The sequence below is a fragment of the Ruegeria sp. ABM4_193 genome, assembly GCF_056158705.1.
Genome location: NZ_JBSWTT010000003.1, coordinates 706047 through 726488 on the forward strand (window position 1 = coordinate 706047; position 20442 = coordinate 726488).

The 20442-nt window shown below is 56.9% G+C and carries 19 protein-coding genes; 15 read left to right on the forward strand and 4 right to left on the reverse strand.

Features of this window, described 5'->3' with window-relative positions:
* The first annotated feature begins 14 nt into the window (after nt 1-14).
* The 8 genes from ACXADZ_RS21530 to ACXADZ_RS21565 all read left to right on the forward strand — a co-directional run bounded on the left by ACXADZ_RS21530 (nt 15) and on the right by ACXADZ_RS21565 (nt 7889).
* Nucleotides 15-413 (forward strand): 5-carboxymethyl-2-hydroxymuconate Delta-isomerase, encoded by a 399-nt coding sequence (locus ACXADZ_RS21530; RefSeq protein ID WP_475199798.1) that lies wholly within the window; start codon nt 15-17, stop codon nt 411-413.
* 3 nt (nt 414-416) lie between these two features.
* Entirely contained in the window at nt 417-1925 is a 1509-nt protein-coding gene (gene hpaE, locus ACXADZ_RS21535; RefSeq protein ID WP_475199800.1) for a 5-carboxymethyl-2-hydroxymuconate semialdehyde dehydrogenase, read from the forward strand.
* A 54-nt stretch (nt 1926-1979) separates the two neighbouring features.
* Nucleotides 1980-2822 carry a 3,4-dihydroxyphenylacetate 2,3-dioxygenase gene (hpaD, locus tag ACXADZ_RS21540; RefSeq protein WP_475199802.1) on the forward strand — a complete coding sequence of 281 codons (843 nt, stop codon included), beginning with the start codon at nt 1980-1982 and terminating at the stop codon, nt 2820-2822.
* A gap of 111 nt (nt 2823-2933) precedes the next feature.
* Complete coding sequence (locus ACXADZ_RS21545) at nt 2934-4331, forward strand: pyridoxal phosphate-dependent decarboxylase family protein (RefSeq protein WP_475199803.1); 1398 nt, start codon at nt 2934-2936, stop codon at nt 4329-4331.
* Entirely contained in the window at nt 4328-5182 is an 855-nt protein-coding gene (locus ACXADZ_RS21550) for a fumarylacetoacetate hydrolase family protein (protein ID WP_475199804.1), read from the forward strand. Before ACXADZ_RS21545 ends, ACXADZ_RS21550 begins: the two co-directional genes overlap by 4 nt.
* Nucleotides 5179-5979 carry a 2-oxo-hept-4-ene-1,7-dioate hydratase gene (gene hpaH / locus ACXADZ_RS21555; protein ID WP_475199805.1) on the forward strand — a complete coding sequence of 267 codons (801 nt, stop codon included), beginning with the start codon at nt 5179-5181 and terminating at the stop codon, nt 5977-5979. The genes ACXADZ_RS21550 and hpaH overlap by 4 nt, the downstream gene beginning before the upstream one ends.
* 11 nt (nt 5980-5990) lie before the next feature.
* On the forward strand, nt 5991-7046 hold the full coding sequence (locus ACXADZ_RS21560) for an aldolase/citrate lyase family protein (protein ID WP_475199806.1): 1056 nt from the start codon (nt 5991-5993) through the stop codon (nt 7044-7046).
* A 252-nt stretch (nt 7047-7298) separates the two neighbouring features.
* The gene (locus ACXADZ_RS21565; RefSeq protein ID WP_475199807.1) at nt 7299-7889 is read left to right on the forward strand and encodes a hypothetical protein; all 591 of its coding nucleotides are present in this window, start codon (nt 7299-7301) and stop codon (nt 7887-7889) included.
* A 24-nt stretch (nt 7890-7913) separates the two neighbouring features.
* Here the strand turns inward: ACXADZ_RS21565 and ACXADZ_RS21570 are convergent, their stop codons facing one another.
* The 4 genes from ACXADZ_RS21570 to paaG are packed head-to-tail and all read right to left on the reverse strand — an operon-like array spanning nt 7914 to nt 11062.
* A complete protein-coding gene (locus ACXADZ_RS21570; protein WP_171176628.1) occupies nt 7914-8510 on the reverse strand; it encodes a TetR-type transcription factor C-terminal domain-containing protein in 597 nt (198 codons plus the stop codon).
* Between the two features lie 3 nt (nt 8511-8513).
* Nucleotides 8514-9824, reverse strand: a complete 1311-nt coding sequence (gene paaK / locus ACXADZ_RS21575; protein WP_475199809.1) for a phenylacetate--CoA ligase PaaK — start codon at nt 9822-9824, stop codon at nt 8514-8516.
* Nucleotides 9825-9848: 24 nt separating this feature from the next.
* The gene (paaI, locus tag ACXADZ_RS21580; protein WP_475199810.1) at nt 9849-10274 is read right to left on the reverse strand and encodes a hydroxyphenylacetyl-CoA thioesterase PaaI; all 426 of its coding nucleotides are present in this window, start codon (nt 10272-10274) and stop codon (nt 9849-9851) included.
* Between the two features lie 2 nt (nt 10275-10276).
* Nucleotides 10277-11062, reverse strand: a complete 786-nt coding sequence (paaG, locus tag ACXADZ_RS21585) for a 2-(1,2-epoxy-1,2-dihydrophenyl)acetyl-CoA isomerase PaaG (protein WP_475199811.1) — start codon at nt 11060-11062, stop codon at nt 10277-10279.
* Nucleotides 11063-11165: 103 nt separating this feature from the next.
* Here paaG and ACXADZ_RS21590 point away from each other — a divergent pair, with 103 nt between their 5' ends.
* The 7 genes from ACXADZ_RS21590 to ACXADZ_RS21620 all read left to right on the forward strand — a co-directional run bounded on the left by ACXADZ_RS21590 (nt 11166) and on the right by ACXADZ_RS21620 (nt 20414).
* On the forward strand, nt 11166-13199 hold the full coding sequence (locus tag ACXADZ_RS21590) for an FAD-dependent oxidoreductase (RefSeq protein WP_475199812.1): 2034 nt from the start codon (nt 11166-11168) through the stop codon (nt 13197-13199).
* Nucleotides 13200-13269: 70 nt separating this feature from the next.
* Entirely contained in the window at nt 13270-14289 is a 1020-nt protein-coding gene (locus tag ACXADZ_RS21595; protein ID WP_475199813.1) for a TRAP transporter substrate-binding protein, read from the forward strand.
* Nucleotides 14290-14346: 57 nt separating this feature from the next.
* A complete protein-coding gene (locus tag ACXADZ_RS21600) occupies nt 14347-14850 on the forward strand; it encodes a TRAP transporter small permease (protein ID WP_475199814.1) in 504 nt (167 codons plus the stop codon).
* Complete coding sequence (locus ACXADZ_RS21605) at nt 14850-16202, forward strand: TRAP transporter large permease (RefSeq protein WP_171095159.1); 1353 nt, start codon at nt 14850-14852, stop codon at nt 16200-16202. Before ACXADZ_RS21600 ends, ACXADZ_RS21605 begins: the two co-directional genes overlap by 1 nt.
* Nucleotides 16202-17389, forward strand: a complete 1188-nt coding sequence (locus ACXADZ_RS21610; RefSeq protein WP_475199817.1) for a cytochrome P450 — start codon at nt 16202-16204, stop codon at nt 17387-17389. The genes ACXADZ_RS21605 and ACXADZ_RS21610 overlap by 1 nt, the downstream gene beginning before the upstream one ends.
* A gap of 117 nt (nt 17390-17506) precedes the next feature.
* Nucleotides 17507-19537 carry a phenylacetic acid degradation bifunctional protein PaaZ gene (paaZ, locus tag ACXADZ_RS21615; RefSeq protein ID WP_475199819.1) on the forward strand — a complete coding sequence of 677 codons (2031 nt, stop codon included), beginning with the start codon at nt 17507-17509 and terminating at the stop codon, nt 19535-19537.
* Nucleotides 19538-19598: 61 nt separating this feature from the next.
* Entirely contained in the window at nt 19599-20414 is an 816-nt protein-coding gene (locus tag ACXADZ_RS21620; protein ID WP_475199820.1) for a PaaX family transcriptional regulator C-terminal domain-containing protein, read from the forward strand.
* The last annotated feature ends 28 nt before the right edge of the window (nt 20415-20442 follow it).

Genomic DNA, 20442 nt, shown 5'->3' on the forward strand with positions numbered 1-20442 from the left:
ATGAGGGAGGAATCATGCCGCATTTCCACGTCGAATATTCCGGAAACCTGGAAGACAAGATCGACATGGGTGGCCTGTGCGAATGCATAAGGGCAACAGCTGCCGAGATCGACACCTTTCCGATGCCTGGCATTCGCGTGCGCGCAACGCGTGTGGACCACTATGCCATTGCGGATGGAAATCCGGCGCATGGATTTGTTGATATCTCGATCCGCCTGCGTGCAGGGCGGTCGGAAGACGTCAAGCAGGACGCGACGCGGCGTATATTTGACGCGGTCAAAGCCTATCTGGCGTCCGCCCTTTCGCAACACTCCATCGCTCTGTCGCTTGAGATGCGCGACATCGACCCCAACCTTTCGCCTAAAACCGGCACGATCCGCGACCATCTGGCCGCGACCACGCAGGAGACCTGAAACATGAGTGCGCTGGATACGAACATCGAAAAACTGACAGGCTTTCTGGCTCGATTCAGAGAAACCGGCATCCGCAATCGTATTGCCGGTGAGGATCGGGACGGGTCTGCGGGAGTGTTCCAATCCACTTCGCCAGTCGACAAATCTGTGATCTGCGATGTTGCTCATGGCACCGCAGCTGATATTGACGCGGCGGCCAAGGCCGCCCATTCCGCGTTTGCTGAATGGCGCGACATGTCTGCCACCGAACGCCGCCGCATCTTGTTGCGCGTTGCAGATGCTATCGAAGCCCGGGCCGAGGAAATCGCGCTGTGTGAATGCTGGGACACGGGCCAGACGCTGCGCTTTATGTCCAAGGCCGCGTTGCGCGGGGCAGAGAATTTTCGGTATTTTGCAGATCAGGTGGTTCAGGCGCGCGACGGGCAACATCTGAAATCCCCGACGCTGATGAACGTGACCACGCGCGTTCCAATTGGACCAGTTGGCGTGATTACCCCATGGAACACACCGTTCATGCTGTCGACCTGGAAAATTGCACCTGCTCTGGCTGCGGGCTGCACGGTGGTTCATAAGCCCGCTGAAGACTCTCCACTGACGGCCCGCCTGCTGGTGGAAATCGCCGAAGAGGCCGGGCTGCCCAAAGGCGTGCTGAACACGGTCAATGGGTTTGGCCCCGATGCAGGCAAAGCCTTGTGCGAACATAAGCTGATCAAGGCGATTGCTTTTGTCGGCGAAAGCCGCACTGGCAGCCTTATCGTCAAGCAGGGCGCGGACACGCATAAGCGCAACCATCTGGAGCTGGGTGGAAAAAACCCTGTGATCGTGTTTGATGACGCCGATCTGGATCGTGCGCTGGATGCGGTGATTTTCATGATCTATTCGATCAACGGCGAGCGTTGCACCTCATCCTCGCGGTTACTGGTGCAAGATACGATCAAGGATGAGTTCGAGGCAAAGCTGGTCGAGCGTGTGAACAATATCAAGGTTGGTCACCCGCTGGACCCGGCGACCGAAATTGGGCCACTGGTGACCGAGGAGCATTACAAGAAAGTCACCAGCTACTTCGACATCGCCAAAAAGGACGGTGCAACCGTTGCTGCCGGTGGGGTCAAGGTGGGCGATGAAGGCTACTTTATCCGTCCGACCTTGTTCACCGATGCCACCAACCAGATGCGCATCGCACGCGAGGAAATCTTTGGACCTGTTCTGACCTCGATCCCCTTTGCAACCGAGGAGGAGGCGCTTCAGATTGCCAACGACACGCCCTATGGTTTGACGGGCTATGTCTGGACCAATGACCTGACCCGTGCCTTACGCTTTACAGACAAGCTGGAGGCTGGGATGATTTGGGTGAATTCAGAAAACGTGCGTCACCTGCCTACGCCCTTTGGCGGGGTCAAAGCGTCTGGAATCGGGCGAGACGGCGGGGATTGGAGCTTTGAGTTCTATATGGAACAAAAGCACATCGGTTTTGCCACCGGTCAGCACAAGATCATGCAATTGGGGAAATAAACCCCTCAGGAGATCCTGATACGGGATCACCAGAACGCATTAGGAGGAACCGTCATGGGAAAGATCGTACAGGCCGCGAAAATAACGCATGTGCCCAGCATCTGGATGTCCCACACGATGCCGAAATACAAAGGTATCCGGCAATCTGCCATTGATGGGTATGCCCGCCTGCGTCAGGACGCGATAGACCGCGAAGTCGAGACGTTCATTGTGTTCGATACCCACTGGATCACCAATCAGGGCTTTCACCTTAACACTAAGGAGCACCACAAAGGTCGATTCATCAGTCACGAACTGCCGCATATGTTGGCTGATATGGAGTTTGACTATCGCGGCGATCATGAGTTGGGGGAAACGATCCTTGATGTTCTGCGCGAGCGTGGAGAGCGCGCGCTGGGTCATTCGCATCCAGATATGGGTATGGAATACGGAACTCTGTTGCCCATGCATTTCATCAACGAAGGGGTGAATGCGCGGGTCTTGCCCGTGGCTGTCAATCAATTCTCTTCAATTGCGGAAAACCGGGTTTGGGGTGAGGCCATTGCCGAAGGCATCCGGCGTTCTGACCGCAACGTGTCTGTTCTGGCATCAGGGTCTCTCAGCCATGATTTCACCCCGAATGAACGATCGGTCGAAGGGTTGAATGCGGTGAATGGTGAATTCAACCGCCAGATGGACATGCGCGTGTTGGAATTATGGGAGCAACGCCGTTTTGAAGAGTTCCTTGAAATGCTGCCCGACTATGCCAAGAAATGCACCGGAGAGTGCGCGATGAACGACACCGCCTTGTTGTTCGGGGCGCTGGGCTGGGGCAGCTACAAGGGTAAGATTGATATCTACACCCCATATTTTGGCAGCTCTGGCACGGGTCAGGCAAATGTCAGCTTTTCGGTCTGACATCAGGCATCACGGATTGCTTCATTAGATCGAAACATATCGGTTTGTTACGACCGCGTATCTCGCAGGGTCGAGCGGGTTGAGTTTTCTGCGACAACAAAAGGCTAACGCATGGATTGGGACACGTTTTCGCATTGGGGCCAGCACATTTCAAAATGGGCGGCCGATTACCATAAGACACTTGCGGAACGCCCCGTGCGCGCACAGACCGCACCGGGGGAAATCGCAGCCCAGCTTGTGGCAACCCCACCCGAGGCGGGTGAACCGATGGATGCCATTTTGGCCGATTTCGAACGGATCGTGATGCCAGGCATCACCCATTGGCAGCACCCACGCTTCTTTGCCTATTTTCCGGCCAACGCTGCGCCCCCGTCGATGCTGGCCGAGATGCTGGTCACGACAATCGCGGCGCAATGCATGTTGTGGCAAACCTCGCCCGCCGCGACCGAGGTCGAAGGCGTCATGGTCGACTGGTTGCGGCAGGCACTTGGACTGCCCGAAGGTATGACCGGAGTTATTCAGGACAGCGCCTCATCCGCCACTTTGTCGGCGGTTCTGACGATGCGGGAACGGGCCACGGGCTTTACCGGCAACCGCGAAGGTTTGAACACCAAAGGAGCGCTGCGAATTTATTGTTCCGATCAAGTGCATTCGTCCATCGACAGGGCTTGCTGGGTAGCGGGGATTGGACAGGACAATCTGGTCAAGCTGCCCACGCAGGGGACCAGCTTTTCAATTGACGCCTCCGAGCTTGAAGCTGCCATTCAACGCGATCTAGCCGCCGGGCATGTCCCTGCTGGTATCATTGCCATCACGGGCGGAACCGGTGTTGGGGCCTGTGATGACTTGGTGGCGGTTGCAGATACCGCGCAGAAACACGACCTTTACACCCACCTGGACGCAGCCTGGGCCGGATCGGCCATGATCTGCCCTGAATTTCGCGAAGCCCTGTGGCAGGGTGCCGACCGCTATGACAGCCTTGTTTTCAACCCGCATAAATGGATGGGCGCGCAATTTGATTGCGCTATCCAGTTCTTACGGGACGCCGCGCCGCAGCTCAACACGCTAAAGATCGAGCCGGAATACCTCAAGACAACCGGAGCAGAGGTGACCAATTACTCGGAGTGGACGATCCCACTGGGGCGCAGGTTCCGGGCGTTGAAGATCTGGTTTCTATTGCGCTCATACGGATTGGAAGGACTGCGCGAACGCATCCGCAATCATGTGACTTGGGCGCAGGAGCTCGTTGATCGGATCGGCGCGATGGAGGGGTTCGAGATAACGACAGGCCCGATTCTAAGCCTGTTTTCGTTCCGGTGTCCGGGAGACGATGCAATGCAGCAGCGGTTGGTCGACGCGTTGAACGATGATGGCCGGATTTATCTCACCCAAGGCATGTTCGACGGCCGCAAGATCATCCGCTTTCAGGTCGGGCAATTCGATACAACCAGAGATGACGTGCTGATTGCAGCCGAAGTGATCCGGGACGTGTGGGAGACACTTGAATGAAGTTTGCAACTTTCTTAGCGGGTGAGGAACGGTTTTTCGGAGCAATCACTGACGACGGTGCGATTGCATTGAACCAAGCGTTCCCCGATCACGACAGCCTTTACGAGGTGATTGTCGCGGGGGCGTTCGAGCAACTTGCAGAGGCCGCTGAGGGCAAAGCCGTCACGCATACCGAATTCACCTATGACATGGTCATGCCAGATGCGCGCCGCATCCTGTGTGTCGGCGTAAACTTCCCTGACCGGAATGCCGAATACAAAGATGGCAGCGAACAGCCCAAGTACATGTCGCTGTTCCCGCGCTTTGCCAGCGGGTTCACCGGTCATGACCGCCCTCTGATCAGGCCACCGGAAAACCACACTCTGGACTATGAAGGCGAAGTGGCCATCGTGATTGGCAAGACTGGTCGGCGCATTTCACAGGACGATGCATACAATCACATTGCCGCGCTGACCTTGTGCAATGAAGGCACCATTCGCGACTGGGTGCGGCACGCAAAGTTCAATGTCACGCAAGGTAAGAACTGGGACAATTCGGGGGCCATTGGTCCATGGCTGGTGCCGTTCACTGACGCGGCCCAACTGGATGATGCCCGCATCCAGACCCGCGTGAACGGTGAGCTTCGACAGGACGATACTCTGAACCGCATGATGTTCCCGATCCGGCGCGAGATTGAATACATCTCGACCTTCATGACGCTTCAGCCGGGCGACATTATTGTCACTGGTACACCAACCGGGGCAGGGGCACGGTTCGACCCGCCGAAATACCTGGTGCCGGGAGATGTGGTCGAGGTTTCGGTCGAAGGTATCGGAACCCTGCGCAACACGGTGGAGGACGAACAGGTATGACGACCGAAGACCACGCCCGAGCCGCCGCCGAATTGTTGCAAGCCGAACGCAGGCGCGAACAGATCGGCCTGCTTAGCCTGCGGCACCCCGAGATGGGTATGGATGACGCTTATGAGATTCAGAACGCCATCTATCGCCAGAAACTGGCCGAAGGGCGCAAGGTGATCGGGTGGAAGATTGGGCTGACTTCGAAGGCGATGCAATATGCCTTGAACATCGACATTCCCGACAGTGGAATTTTGTTTGATGACATGGCGTTTGACAATGGCGCGACCGTTCCGGCAGGCCGTTTCATTCAGCCCCGGATTGAGGCCGAGATCGCCTTTGTTATGAAGTCCGCCGTTGGTGGCGAAAACGTATCTCGCGACGACATCATCGCTGCCACGGATTACGTCGCCCCTGCACTAGAAATTCTGGACACTCGCATACAAAGAGTGGATTCCGAGACCGGCAAGGCGCGCACTGTCTTTGACACGATCAGCGACAACGCCGCCAATGCAGGCATCGTTTTGGGTGCCGAACGCCACGCAGTTGATGCCTTTGATCTGCGTTGGGTTGGGGCGCTTACCTTCCGTAATGATGAGATCGAAGAAACCGGTCTGGGTGCTGGTGTGTTGAACGACCCTGTTGAAAGCGTGGTCTGGTTGGCGCGTCGCATGGCGCAATATGGTCAGAGCATCGAACCGGGGCAGATCATTCTGTCCGGTAGTTTCATCCGCCCCGTCGAATGCCCCTCGGGCACCAAAATTCACGCGGATTTCGGGCCGTTTGGCTCGGTCGATATCAATTTCGCCTGAAAGGAATACCAATGCCTGCGCCACAAAGTGCATTCAAGGCTGCGTTAAAGGCCGGCTCTCCGCAGATCGGATGCTGGGTTGGTTTGGCCAATGCCTATGCGGCCGAGATTGCCGCCACAGCGCAGTTCGATTGGTTGCTGGTCGATGGCGAACACGCGCCTAACGATCTGCAATCGATCCTGGAGCAGGTGCGCGTGATTGAGGGGTCCGGCAGAGTGCCGGTTGCACGCTTGCCGATCGGCGAAACCTGGATGATCAAGCAATATCTGGACGCCGGTGTTCAGAATATCCTGGTGCCGATGGTCGAAAGCGGCGATCAGGCGCGCGAACTGGTTCGGGCCGTTCAGTATCCGCCGCATGGCGTTCGTGGGGTTGGATCATCGTTGGCGCGGGCGTCACGCTTTGCTGCGATCCCGGACTATTTGAAAACCGCCGACGAACAGATTTGCCTGCTTGTGCAGGTCGAGAACAACAAGGGCATGGACGCGCTGGATGATATTCTGGCGACTGATGTGGACGGGGTGTTCATCGGACCCGCCGACCTGGCCGCAGATATGGGTCATCTGGGGGATGCGAACCACCCTGAGGTGGTTACCGCAGTGCTGGATGCAATCCATCGGATCGTGATGGCAGGCAAGGCCGCCGGGATTTTGACACTGGACCCGAGTCTTCAACGCAAGTGCCTGGATCTTGGCGCAACTTTCGTGGCCACCAGCATCGACGTGACCTTGTTTGCCACAGCAATCCGGTCTGCCGCTGTCGCGGGTCTGAGCCTGCTGCCTGATCAGACCGCAACAGGCATTGCGCAAACGAGCGCGGCCTCAAAATACCTGCAGCAGCTCTGCACACATTGGTCGCACAAGGCCGAGGTCTCCTTTGATGGAACACAGGGCAGCGTGTCTTTCCCTGACGGCGATCGGGTGACATTGACAGCAGATGCAGCCACTTTGACGGTGACCGCCACAACCGGCCCGCGTGGCGATCTGCGTCGTTGGCAACAGGTGATCGAGACGCATTTGACCCGCTTTGCGTTTCGAGAAGACCTGAGCATCGACTGGACAGCTTGATGTTTTTGATGCGGTAACCCTAAATGCTGATGTGAGGCGTGGGTTAGTTCAATAGGGTCGATGCTGAAGGTTGTTGTCCATCAAGGGTTTCACAAAACCGGAACCAGAACCCTGCAAACGATGCTGTACAGGAACCGTTTCCGGTTAAAGACCCGAGTCAATGTTTTGGTGCCACGGAATTTGAAAGACGCTGGTGTTGCCGCGCGCCGTTTTTCAGTGGTACCGGCAGAAAGAACGCTTGAAAAATTTCGCATGAAATTCCGTCAGGTTCTGCTGTCGTCGGATGGCCACTCTGAAATGCCGTTGCTGATCAGCAGCGAAGAGTTTGCAGGCATGATCCCGGGGCGCAAGGGTGTTTGGTCCTATGGCCAAACGCACATCCTTGCCGAAGTTATCTGGGAGGAAATCAACAGACTCACAGACAACAAGGCGCGGATCACATTCTTTTACACGACCAGAGATACCGCGGATTGGATCAAAAGCGTGTATTGGCAGAACATTCGCGGAAACAGAATTCAAGAAGACCTGTACGAATACACTGAACTGCTGAACCCGGGCGCGGACCTCGATGGCGTTGTGGCTCGGGTCTCGGATCAGATGTCTTCACGCGCGGACGTTATCTCTTTGAACACCTCGGGTTTAAGCGATCGTCTGTTTCCTGTCACCAAGGTGCTTTCGATTTTGAATGTACGGTCGGACGATCTGAAGCCCGTCAACAACCTGAATGTTCAGCCAGTTGGGGCATCAGAACACTTTCTTGATCTGAACCGATCAAACATGTCGGACGAGGATGTTATGGTCGCAAAACAAGCCTACCTGAAGAGGTTCAAAGCGTCGACATAGCGTATTGTGGGCCGCGCCGCGCGCCTACAGCTTTTGCACGCCATGCACTGTCAGCGTGCTGACCAGATCGGCATAGTCTTCGCGGGCTTTGGGGCCCGCGCCGGTGTTCCACATGTAATACCAGTTCAGCATCCCAAAGACCGACATCGTGGCACCGCGCAATTTATCTTTAGCATCGTCGAAAGCCTCGGGAGACAACTCTTTGAGGATGTCGCGCACAAAATTCACCAAATCAAGCTGATAGCCCCGCAGGAGTTTCTGCTGCTCGTCCGTCAGCGCGCTCATGCCGCTGATTTGTACACGGTGTTCGTCATCCGCGCCCTGATAGGCAAACAGGATTTCGCGCACCGCTGTGCGCAGCTTCTGCTCGGGGTTCAAACCGCTCAGATCCACGTTGCAAATCCGATCCCTTAGCTCGCGCAGATAGGTTTCAAGGATGTCATACAGGATGGCATCCTTGCTGTCGTAGTAGTGGTAGATGTTGGCCTTCGAGATCCCGCACTCTTTGGCGAGCAGTGTCATCGACGCGCGATCAAACCCCTGATCGGCAAACACTTTGGCTGCCATTTTCAGGATCTGTTCCCGCTTTTGGTCGTGGTCTTTGGCGATTGTTCGGGCCACGGTTTATTCCTTATCGCGATTGTCGACGACACGCTTCGCCTTGCCCTGAGAGCGTTCGACGTCGCCGGGGTCACCTACAACAATTTCCGTTGAAACGCCAACGACGTCCTTGATCCGCTTGGTCAGCATGCGGGCCGCCGCAGTTTTGGAGAGTTCGTCGGTGGAATCGGTTGAGGATTCAACAAAGACCCGCATCGCGTCCATGCGGCCCGACTTATACAATTCGATCTGATAATACGGGGCAAGACCCCCCGTCGCCATGACCTGTTCTTCGATCTGGCTGGGGAAGACGTTGACGCCGCGCAGGATCATCATGTCGTCGCTGCGACCTGTGATCTTTGCCATCCGGCGCATGGAACGTGCTGTTCCCGGCAGCAGGCACGTCAGATCGCGCGTGCGGTACCGGATCATCGGCAACCCTTCCTTTGTCAGGGTTGTGAACACCAATTCGCCGGTTTCGCCGTCGGGCAAAACCTCACCAGACACGGGGTCGATGATTTCCGGCAGGAAATGATCTTCCCAGATCACAGGACCGTCTTTGGTTTCAACGCATTCATTGGCCACCCCGGGACCCATGATCTCGGACAGGCCATAGATATCGACCGCATGCATATCAAACGCGGCTTCGACCTCGGCCCGCATCGCATCAGTCCAGGGTTCAGCACCAAACACTCCAACCTTCAATGAGCTTTCGCGGGGGTCGAGACCGGCCTTGTGGAACTGCTCAAGGATATTGAGCATATAGGACGGTGTTACCATGATCCCGTCGGGCCGAAAGTCGTTGATCAGGTTAACCTGCTTTTCGGTTTGCCCCCCGGACATGGGAACAACCGTCGCGCCAAGGCGTTCAATTCCATAATGTGCACCCAGCCCGCCGGTGAACAGCCCATAACCATAAGCATTGTGGACCATGTCGCCTTTGCGCAGGCCCGAAGCGCGCAGAGAGCGCGCGCCCAAATCCGCCCAGTTGTCGATGTCATTCTTGGTGTAACCCACCACGGTCGGTTTGCCCGTCGTGCCCGAGGACGCGTGTAGACGGATGATCTCGCTGCGCGGAACTGCGAACAAACCAAACGGGTAATTGTCACGCAGATCGTTTTTGTATGTGAACGGAAACTTCGAAAGGTCGGACAGTTGCTGTAGATCGTCGGGATGCACTCCGGCCTCGTCAAACCGCTGTTTGTACATCGCAACGTTTTCGTATGCGTGGCGTACGGACCACTTGAGCCGTTCAAGCTGTGTGGCGCGAATTTCGTCGATCGAGGCGATCTCGATCGGGTCCAGATCCGCTTTGTTTGGGGATAGGTCTTCCATCGCGTCACTCCTCCAGTCGCGAAGCTATTCTTGAAAATTCTGACCGCCCACCGCGCGGGACATGCCGCGAAACTCAGCGATCAGAGTGTTGTTTTGGTTTGTGACGCGAACGTCATAGATACCGCTGCGTCCGGACACAGTGACCTCTTTCGCGGTGGCTGTCAGACGGTCGCCTTTGCTTCCGGGGGCGAGGAAGCTGATCATTGTGTGTTGCGCGACGGTTGCCTTGTTTCGGCTGTTGCAGGCAAAGGCAAAAGCGCTGTCGGCCAGAGCGTGGGTGACGCCCCCATGGCATGTGCCATGCCCGTTGCAGTGATGGCTGGCGACCGTCAGGGTCAGAACGGCGTGGCCTTCGTCAATCTCAACAAGCTCCATGCCAAACCATTTGCTTGCCTCGTCATTTGCCCACATTGCAGCGGCGGATTTTTCGGCGCGTTCCTTTGGTGTCATCGTCACCGCCCCTGAAAGTTTGGCGCGCGTTTTTCAAGGAAACTGGATACGCCTTCGGCATAATCCGCGCTTTCCCCGCAGGTTTTCATTGCGTCAGCTTCAATTTCAAGCTGATCTGATAGGGACGTGGTGGCCGCAGCTTGAATGCATTGTTTTGTCAGGCCCAGCCCGAGTGTGGGGCCGTTGGCCAATTGCGCGGCAAGCGCGCGCGCCTCGTTCAGCAGTTGATCGTCGGGCAGTGTTTTCCAGATCAGTCCCCAGTCTTCTGCCTGTTTGGCTGAAAGAGGTTGAGCGGTCAGAGCCAACCCCTTGGCGCGTGCCTCACCCAAAAGGCGTGGCAAGTGCCAACTGCCACCCGTATCCGGGATCAGGCCGACCTTTGAAAAGCTCTGTATGAATTTGGCACTTTCCCCAGCCACAACCATGTCACAGGCCAAAGCCAGATTTGTACCTGCGCCTGCGGCGACCCCGTTTACGGCGCAGATGACCGGGAACTCCAGGGACCGGATCAACCGGACCAGAGGAGCGTAAAACGTTCGTACCGTTTTGCTCAGATCCGGAGGGCCATCCATTTTGGATGGATCGCGATCGCCCAGGTCTTGACCTGCGCAGAACCCGCGCCCGGCACCGGTCAGCAGTATTGCGCGGGCCCCGTTGTCGCGTGCGGTCTTCAAAGCGTTTTGCAGGGCAACGTGCATGTCTTCATTGAACGCGTTCAACTTGTCTGGGCGGTTCAGGGTAATTTCAACCCAGTTCCCGTGGTCTTGTGCAAGTATCGTATCGCTCATGACTGTCTCTTTCGGCCTCATTTCAACTTAATCATTGCATTAACCGAACGGTTGGTCAATATATAAATCAGTACCGAATCTGGTCCGATCAAAAGGGTTGTTGATGTTGCAGTCGTCGCTGGTGAGCGTTGAATTCAAGGGTGACGTGGCTTGGGTCACGGTCAACAACCCACCAGTGAACGCGACCTCTACCGCAGTGCGGCGGGGGCTGTCCGACGCAGTTGATGCGGTTCAAGGTGCGCGCGTGGCGATTCTATTTTGCGCGGGCAGGACCTTCATTGCAGGCGGTGATATGTCCGAGTTTGATGCACCACCAGTTGAGCCGCATTTGCCGGATGTTGTTCAGAAGATCGAAGACAGCAAAGTGCCGTTTGTCGCCTGTATGCACGGCAATGTGCTGGGCGGCGGGTTCGAAATTGCCATGGCTTGCGCGTGGCGGATTGCTGCACCGGACACCGGTTTTGGTTTGCCCGAGGTCAATGTGGGGTTGATCCCCGGGGCAGGCGGCACGCAACGCTTGCCGCGTCTTGTGGGGATGCAGGCAGCAATCGACATTGCGTGTTCCGGCAAGATCCTGAAAGCAGACGCATTGGCGGCACTCGGGGGCGTTGATCTGGTCGCCGACAACCCCAAAGCTGCTGTAATAGAGTTTGTTGCCAAACTGCCAGAGCGGCCATTGGCTGTCAGTCGACGCTCTGTCCCTGATTTCTCGTCTGATCTGCTAGAGACAAGTCGTCAAACGTTGACGAAACGCGCGAAAGGGCAACAATCTCCACTGGAAAACCTGACCGCACTCGGCTGGTCCGTTAAGCCATTCGCTAAGGCGCAACCGAAAGAACGCGCCCGCCATCTGGCCCTGCGCCAAAGCGCTGAAAGCCGGGCGTTGCGCCACGCATTCTTTGCTGAACGCACCGTATCCAGACCTGCGTTGATCAAGGGCGCTACTGCGCGCGACATTTCCCGAATTGCCGTTGTGGGCGGCGGGCTGATGGGCGCAGGCATTGCTACGGCCGCCCTGAATGGTGGATTGTCGGTCACTGTGATCGAGCAAAACGCCGAGGCAGCATTGGCGGCGAAGGGGCGGGTTGAATCTCTGCTTCAAGGGGCTGTTAAACGGGGCAGGATGTCCGAGGCGCAGCTGCGAGACCACCTGTCCAAATTCAAGGCTGCCCATAGCTATGCCGCAGCTGCGGATGCCGAGTTGGCTATCGAAGCCGTGTTCGAAAGCTTGCCCGTCAAGCAGGCGGTGTTTGCGGAACTGGCCAGATACATGAACCACGATGCCATCCTGGCCACGAATACATCCTACCTGAACCCGGTGGATATTTTTGCAGGTGTTGAAAACCAAACCCGCTGCATTGGTCTGCATTTCTTCAGTCCAGCTCATGTCATGAAGTTGCTGGAAATAGTGCACATGCCGCAGACATCCCCAGACACCGTCGCCACTGGCTTTGCGTTGGGTAAGAAGCTGCGAAAAGTTTCGGTTCTGTCCGGCATTTGCGATGGCTTTATCGGCAATCGCATGTTGGCCGCCTATCGGCGACAAGCCGACTATTTGCTGGCCGATGGGGCGCTGCCCTATCAGGTGGATGCGGCGATGCGGGCGTTTGGGATGCCCATGGGGCCTTATGAGCTGCAGGATCTGACTGGTCTTCAGATCGCCTGGGCCAACCGGCAGCGCAATGCCGCAACTCGCGACCCAAACGAACGCTATGTGCCCATCCCTGATCAACTGTGTGAGATGGAGCGTTTTGGTCAGCGTAAAAGTAAGGGTTGGTATCGTTACTCGGATGGCGACCGCACACCGATCCGCGACCCTGAGGTTGAGGCTTTGATCGAAACCTATTCAGCCGAACAGGGCATAACCCGCCGAAACTTTACAGAGCAGGACATTTCCTCGCGTATTCTGGCGGTTCTGGCTAACGAGGGTGCCCTGATCATCCAAGAGGGTATCGCAGAGAACGCAGACGCTGTCGATATGGTACAAATCCATGGATACGGTTTCCCGCGTTGGCGTGGAGGGCCAATGCACTACAGCAACGAGATCGGTATCGACGTATCTCACGCGACGATGCTGACAATTGCGAACGAAAACCCCGGGTCGTGGCGCATCGCGGACCGTGGAGGGAACCATTAACATGTTGATGGTTACAAAAGCGACCATTAACGCATTCTTGACTCATGTTTCACTGGGAGGAGACAGAACCATGAAATTCACCAAGCTAAGCACCTTACTGGCATCGGCTGCGCTTGCCGTCACGGGCACAGTGGCACTGGCGGCAGATTACACGCTGACCATTTCCAGCTGGGCGCCGCCGACCCATGGCATCAATGCCAAGATGTGGCCGAAATTCGTGGAGATGGTTGAAGAGGCGACAGACGGTCAGGTCACGGCAGAACTCAAGTTGGGCATTGCGCCGCCACCGGCACAGATGGACCTGATTATGGATGGCGCGGCAGATGCGTCGATCATCTTCCATGGTTACCAGCCCGGTCGCTTTGTCACCACCAAGATGATCGAACTGCCCGGATATGAGGGCTCGGCCGAGGACGCCTCGGTCGCATATTGGCGTACCTATGACAAGTTCCTAAAAGAGGCAGACGAACATCGCGGTGTGAAGGTAATTGCGCTGCACACGCATGGCCCTGCCCAGTTGCATTCCAGCAGCCCTGTGACCTCGCTGGATGAGGTCTCGGGTCTCAAAGTGCGTATCCCGGGTGGCGTTGGCGGGGACGTCGGCACGGCTCTGGGTGCGACCGGCATTCAGGTGCCTGCGCCGAAAGTCTATGAAACCCTGGCCTCGAAAGCTGCGGATGGGGTTGTGATGCCCTTTGAATCCCGTAAAGGGTTCAAGCTGACGGAAGTGGCGCAGAATGTTTACGAAGTTCCGGGTGGTCTATATCGCGGATCGTTTGCATTCATCATGAACGAAGACACTTTTGCCGATCTGCCCGCCGATCTGCAGGCCGCGCTGGAAGAGAACGTCTTTGGTGAACCGCTGAGCCGTGAGATTGGCAAGATCTGGGACGAGATCGACGCTATAGGTCGCGAAGCAACCGAAACCACTGAAGGCAACGCGATCAACGCGGCCTCTGTTGAAGATCTTGAGAAATTCAACACCATTGCCGTCGATGTGCGCGCCAAGGTCATTGACGAAGTCAACGGCGCGGGTATCGACGCTCAGGCCGCTTATGACATGATCGTAAATGAAATGGCTTCGCAGTAATGCAGCCCGGCTGGCGGGTGTGACCCGCCAGCCCTTTTCACCCGCCGGGGACCAATCATGCACTCACTCGTGACCTTTGCGCGACGCATCAGTGTCGTTCCGACGATGCTGGCCTGCTTGGCGCTGTTCATCCTGATGGTGATGACCTTTTTCGACGTTATCCTGCGCTCTGTCTTCAACGCGCCTATCGAGGCTGCAACCGAGCTGACGCGGATTCTGATGGCGATCCTTGTCTTTTCGGTCCTACCGATAATCTCGGCCGGACGCGGACAGATCGCTGTGGACCTGACAGATGGGATTTTCGCACGTTTGCGGCTAAGCCGAGCGCGTGACGCGATTGTATATCTGGTATCCGGCATCATGCTGATCTGGCCAATTCAGCGCGTGTGGGTGCTGGCAGAGCGGGCGCGGGATTACGGCGATGTCACCGAATACTTGTCGATCCCTGTCTTCTATGTGGGCTGGTTCATCGCCGCCTTCACCGCGATCACTGCTTTCGCGATGATCATCACCGGGATTTTGCACATTTTTGCCCCCCAAGCCTTGTCGGAGCACTCCTGATGACTGCCGCTTTGATCGGTTTTGCCCTTGTCCTTGTTCTGGTGCTGCTGCGCCTGCCCATAGTCTTTGCGATGGGCCTGGTCGGGACGCTTGGCTTTGCATACGAACGCGGCGGCAGCATCCTGTCCGAACGTGGGTTGAAGGCTGCGATGTCCATGGTGGGCCGCCAGATCACTGACACGGCGCAGGATTATGGGCTGTCTGTTGTGCCGTTGTTCATCCTGATGGGCCTGTTCGTCAACAAGGGCGGCCTTGCGCGTGAACTTTATGCGGTATCGAATGCCTTTCTGGGCCATTTCCGCGGCGGCATAGCCATGGCCACGGTTGCAGCCTGTGGTGGGTTTTCTGCCATTTGTGGCTCGTCGCTGGCCACGGCGGCAACGATGTCGAAAGTCGCAATGCCGGAAATGCGTCGCTATGGTTATTCGGATGAGCTGTCGACGGCGTCGATTGCGGCGGGTGGAACACTGGGCATTCTGATCCCGCCATCGGTCATTCTGGTGATCTATGGCCTTTTGACCGAAACCTCGATTGGCAAGCTTTTCGTTGCGGGAATAATTCCCGGCGTGTTGGGCATCCTGTTCTATCTGCTGGCGGTGCGTTGGACCGTTTGGCGCAGACCCGACGCCGGACCAGCAGGAGAGCGGCACGGCTGGGGCGAACGCCTTTCGGCGCTGCGCTCGGTCTGGGCCGTGCTGCTGCTGTTCTTCCTTGTGATCGGCGGGTTGTACGGGGTGTTTGACTTCTATCCGCTGAACCTGACCTTCAGCCCGACCGAGGCAGCTGGCATGGGCGCAATGGGTGCCTTCCTGATTGCGCTGTCTCGGGGTGGGCTAACCCTTGGTTCCACCTTTGAAGTGTTGAAAGAGACCAGTTTCACTGCTGCGGCATTGTTCTCGGTTCTGATCGGGGCGCAGATCTTTTCGAACTTCATCAACTTGGCCGGTCTGCCCGAAGCTTTGATCGCATTGGTCACGGCCTATGAGGTGGAGCCGTTTGTGGTGATCCTGATGATACTCGGGATCTACATCATTCTGGGCTGTGTCTTTGAATCACTGTCGATGCTGCTGCTGACAGTGCCGATCTTCTTCCCGCTGGTGACATCGCTGGGATATGATCCGATCTGGTTTGGCATCGTTGTCGTTGTCGTGACTGAGATCAGCCTGATCACTCCCCCAGTCGGTTTGAACGTGTTCATTCTAAAAGGTGTGGTGGGGGATGTCTCGACCGGGACCATCTTCAAGGGCGTCACTCCGTTTTGGGTGGCAGATATCTTTCGTTTGGCGCTGATTGTTCTGGTGCCATGGCTGGTTCTGGTTCTGCCTGAACATATGGGGGCGATGGGTCACTGATGTTCTCGCTGACCGCACTTCCAACCGGTTTTCACGCAGACCCTTATCCGGCCTATTCTGCGCTGCGCGAAGACACGCCCGTCTGCTTTCAAGCCGATGGGTCTGTCATCCTTTCGCGCTATGACGATCTGGATCTGGTGTATCGGGACACAAAACGTTTCATTTCGGACAAGAAGGCGGTTTTCGGGCCGAAATACGGGGTCGACAGCCCCTTATACGAACATCACACGACCAGTTTGGTGTTCAATGATCCGCCTTTGCACACCCGTGTGCGCAAAGTGATGGTCGGTGCGATGAACCCGCGCGCGCTGGTGCAGATGGAGCCGGGCCTGGTGCAGCTGGTCGACGGCTTGCTGGACCAGATGCAGACCAAGGGCTCTGTTGAGTTGATCGAGGATTTTGCGGGAGCCATCCCGATTGAAATCATCGGCAACTTACTGGGCATTCCCCGATCCGAGCGCGGCCCACTGCGGGATTGGTCTCTGGCCATTTTGGGCGCTTTGGAGCCCGAGCTGACTCAGGAACAAGAAGACTGGGGCAATCGCGCGGTGTCTGACTTCAAGGCATTCCTGCGCCACATCATAGATGATCGTCGCGCTAATCCAGGTGACCCGTCAACGGACGTGCTGACACGATTGATGCAGGATGACACCGATGGCGGGTTGACCGAGGTCGAGCTGTACCAGAACTGCATTTTCATCCTGAATGCTGGGCATGAAACCACGACCAATCTGATCGGCAACGCGCTGGAGTTGCTGGACCGGCACCGTGACAAGCGTGCCGAGTTGCTGGCCGACCCGGAGCTCAAAAACACAGCCGTGGACGAGTTTCTGAGATTGGAAAGCCCCAACCAATTCGGCAACCGTTTAACCGCCGAGGATGTCATCTTCCACGGCCATACCATTCCCGCCGGAACAGATATCCATCTTTGCATCGGGGCCGCCAACCGCGACCCGCGACAGTTTGAGCGGCCCGATGAAATGATGTTGAACCGACGCCCCAATAAACACCACGCCTTTGCTGGTGGGCCACACACCTGCGTTGGCCTGACTTTGGCCCGAATGGAGGGGCGCGTCGCGGTCGGGCGGTTTCTGGCCCGCTTCCCGAATTTTTGCATCACCGATGGTGCTGAACGCGGTGGCCGTATCCGGTTTCGGGGTTTCGCGCGATTGCCCGCGCAGGTTTGAAGGGTACGGTTTGTGGTGTTGCTGTGCAAAAATAACGACCGACCGTACGGTTAAAGATATGACCTCACACGTTCGACTAGGTGATGTGAGGATCCAGACACTGATGAGGAGACGCTCATGACCATCCAACAGATATCCAGCTTTGCCGCCGGTGCATGGGTGCCGCCTGGTGCCGGGGCGCGCACTATTTCCAGCGCCGTAACGGGCGAGGTGATTGCAACTGCGGGCAACGCGGAACTGGATGTGCAAGGAATGCTGGACTATGCGCGCGACGTCGGCGGGCCGGCCCTGCGCAAGATGACCTTTCATGAGCGGGCCAAAATGCTCAAGGCGGTGTCGCTGCATCTGGGTCAGCACAAGCAGGCGCTCTATGATCTGTCTTTCAACACAGGCGCGACGCAGTCGGACCACATGATCGACATCGACGGCGGCATTGGCACAATGTTTGTCTTTGCCTCGAAAGGACGCCGGGAAATGCCGGACGGGCATGTCTATCTGGACGGTGATGTTGAGCAACTATCGCGCAACGGGACGTTTTTGGGCCAGCACATCTGCACCCCGTTGCACGGCGTGGCGGTTCACATAAACGCGTTTAACTTTCCGGTCTGGGGTATGTTGGAGAAACTGGCGCCAACTCTGTTGGCCGGTGTTCCGGCCATCGTTAAACCGGCGACGAATTCTTGCTACGTGACCGAACTGTGCGTGCGGTTGATGTTGGAATCCGGTATTTTGCCCGCCGGGGCGCTTCAGTTGGTGTCGGGCGGTTTGGGCGACATGCTGGACCGTTTGACCCTGCAGGATGTGGTCAGCTTTACCGGCTCGGCGGATACGGCGCTGAAACTGCGATCCAACCCCGTGATCCTTGAAAACTCTGTTCGGTTCGTCGCCGAACAGGACAGCCTGAACTGTTCGATTCTTGGCCCTGATGCCGTACCGGGTACACCCGAGTTTGACCTTTTCGTCAAAGAGGTCCAGCGCGAGACGACGGCGAAGGCTGGTCAGAAATGTACCGCAATCCGTCGGATCATCGCGCCGGAGGTGCAGGTGCAAGCTGTGATCGAGGCGTTGTCCGCGCGGCTGGCCAAAACCGTTATCGGCGACCCAAGGCTTGAAACCACGCGCATGGGCGCATTGGTCTCGAATGGTCAGAAACGTGACGTTCTGGAAAAGGCGGCGATCATTGGCCAAGAGGCCGAGCGTGTCTTTGGCAACCCGGATGATTTTGCGGTCGATGGAGCAGATCCCGAAAAAGGGGCGTTTCTGCCGCCCATGCTTTACCATTGTGCCAACCCTGACGCGGCGCAGCGTGTGCATGATACCGAAGCTTTTGGGCCGGTCAGCACGGTCATGGGCTATCGCGATCTCGACCATGCGATTGAACTGGCAAACCGGGGGCAAGGATCTTTGGTGGCATCGGTCATTACGCATGACCCTGACGTGGCGCGTCAGGTCGCCATTGGGGCAGGGGCCTATCATGGGCGTTTGTACTTCAACAACCGTGACTCGATGAAAGAATCCACCGGTCACGGTTCACCTTTGCCTCATATGGTGCACGGCGGCCCCGGGCGCGCTGGCGGCGGCGAAGAGATGGGCGGCGTACGTGGTGTTAAACACTATATGCAACGGACCGCCATTCAGGGCTCACCTGATCTGTTGACTACGATTGGAAACAGATGGGTGCCCGGTGCGACCGAGGTCAAAGGCCCTGCCCATCCCTTTACGCGCAGGTTTCATGACCTTGCAATTGGCGAGACGATTCACACGGAACCCCGCACCATCACCATGGAAGATATCGAACACTTCGCCACTTTCACCGGCGATACCTTCTATGCCCACATGGATCAGGCTGCGGCGGAACGGAACCCGTTCTTTCCGGGTCGCGTCGCCCATGGCTATTTGTTGCTGTCATTTGCGGCTGGATTGTTCGTCGAACCGAATGAAGGGCCGGTGCTGGCCAACACGGGCCTTGATGGGTTGCGTTTTATGAAGCCGGTTGAAGCCGGTGACAGCATCAAAGTGCGCCTGACGGTCAAGGCCAAAACTAAGCGCAATGACGAATATGGCGAAGTTCGTTGGCACGTCACGCTGACCCAGCAAGATGACGAACAGGTCGCAGAATATGAGCTGTTGACGATGGTTGCTTACTAGCTAGCTGGATGCGTGCGATGGGCCGGATGGTAATTCCCTTCGGCCCGATTATACTTCGTGTATGAAAGACATCAGCCCTGATTGGTTCGAAACCTGTGTCAGTCAACTGACCAACACCGGCACACAGCGGGTGTGGTCAGTGCTGGTTACGATATTTGGAGATTTGGCGCCCAGCGGATCGGACCAAGTCAGTGGCAGCTTGATCACGGCGCTCACCAGTCTGGCCGGAATCAAGTCTGAGGCGACGCGTGTTGCATTGCATCGGTTGCGGAAAGAAGGTTGGATCGAAAGTACGCGGGTGGGGCGCACCAGCGTGCACCGCTTGACGGATTTTGGTCGCAGCCAAAGTGCCGCCGCCGCGCCGCGTATCTATTCCCGCGAGACCGAAAAGCCCGACATCTGGCATGTTCTGATCGCCAGCGGTTCTGAAAGTTCCCGCAAAGAACTGTCAGATCTGATGCTCATTGGTGATTATATCGCTGTGAATGCCTCTACGGCCATGGCACCGGGCCCGGCCCCTGATGGGCTGGAAGACCTTTTGGGGATTGAAAGCAGTGCCATATCAGTGCCCGATTGGATGCGGGATCTATGTGGACCTGAACCTCTGAAAGACGCCTACGATCAGTTCTGGACCACGCTTCAGTTCGTCGAACAGCATTTGCCGACCAAAGGGATGGGCGACCCCATGCTAACTGCCGTTCTGCGTGTTCTGATCGTTCATGGGTGGCGGCGTCTAATCCTGCGCCATCCCCCTTTGCCACCTGCCTTTCTGCCAGAAGACTGGAAAGGTGCGGAGTGCCGACAGTCCGTGGCGCAGCTGTTAGACAGGTTGCCTCGCCCGAGCCTTGCGTCACTGGAAGCCGTATTGGGGGATTGAGACCGAGCGGGACGTGAGTGTCGCCCGG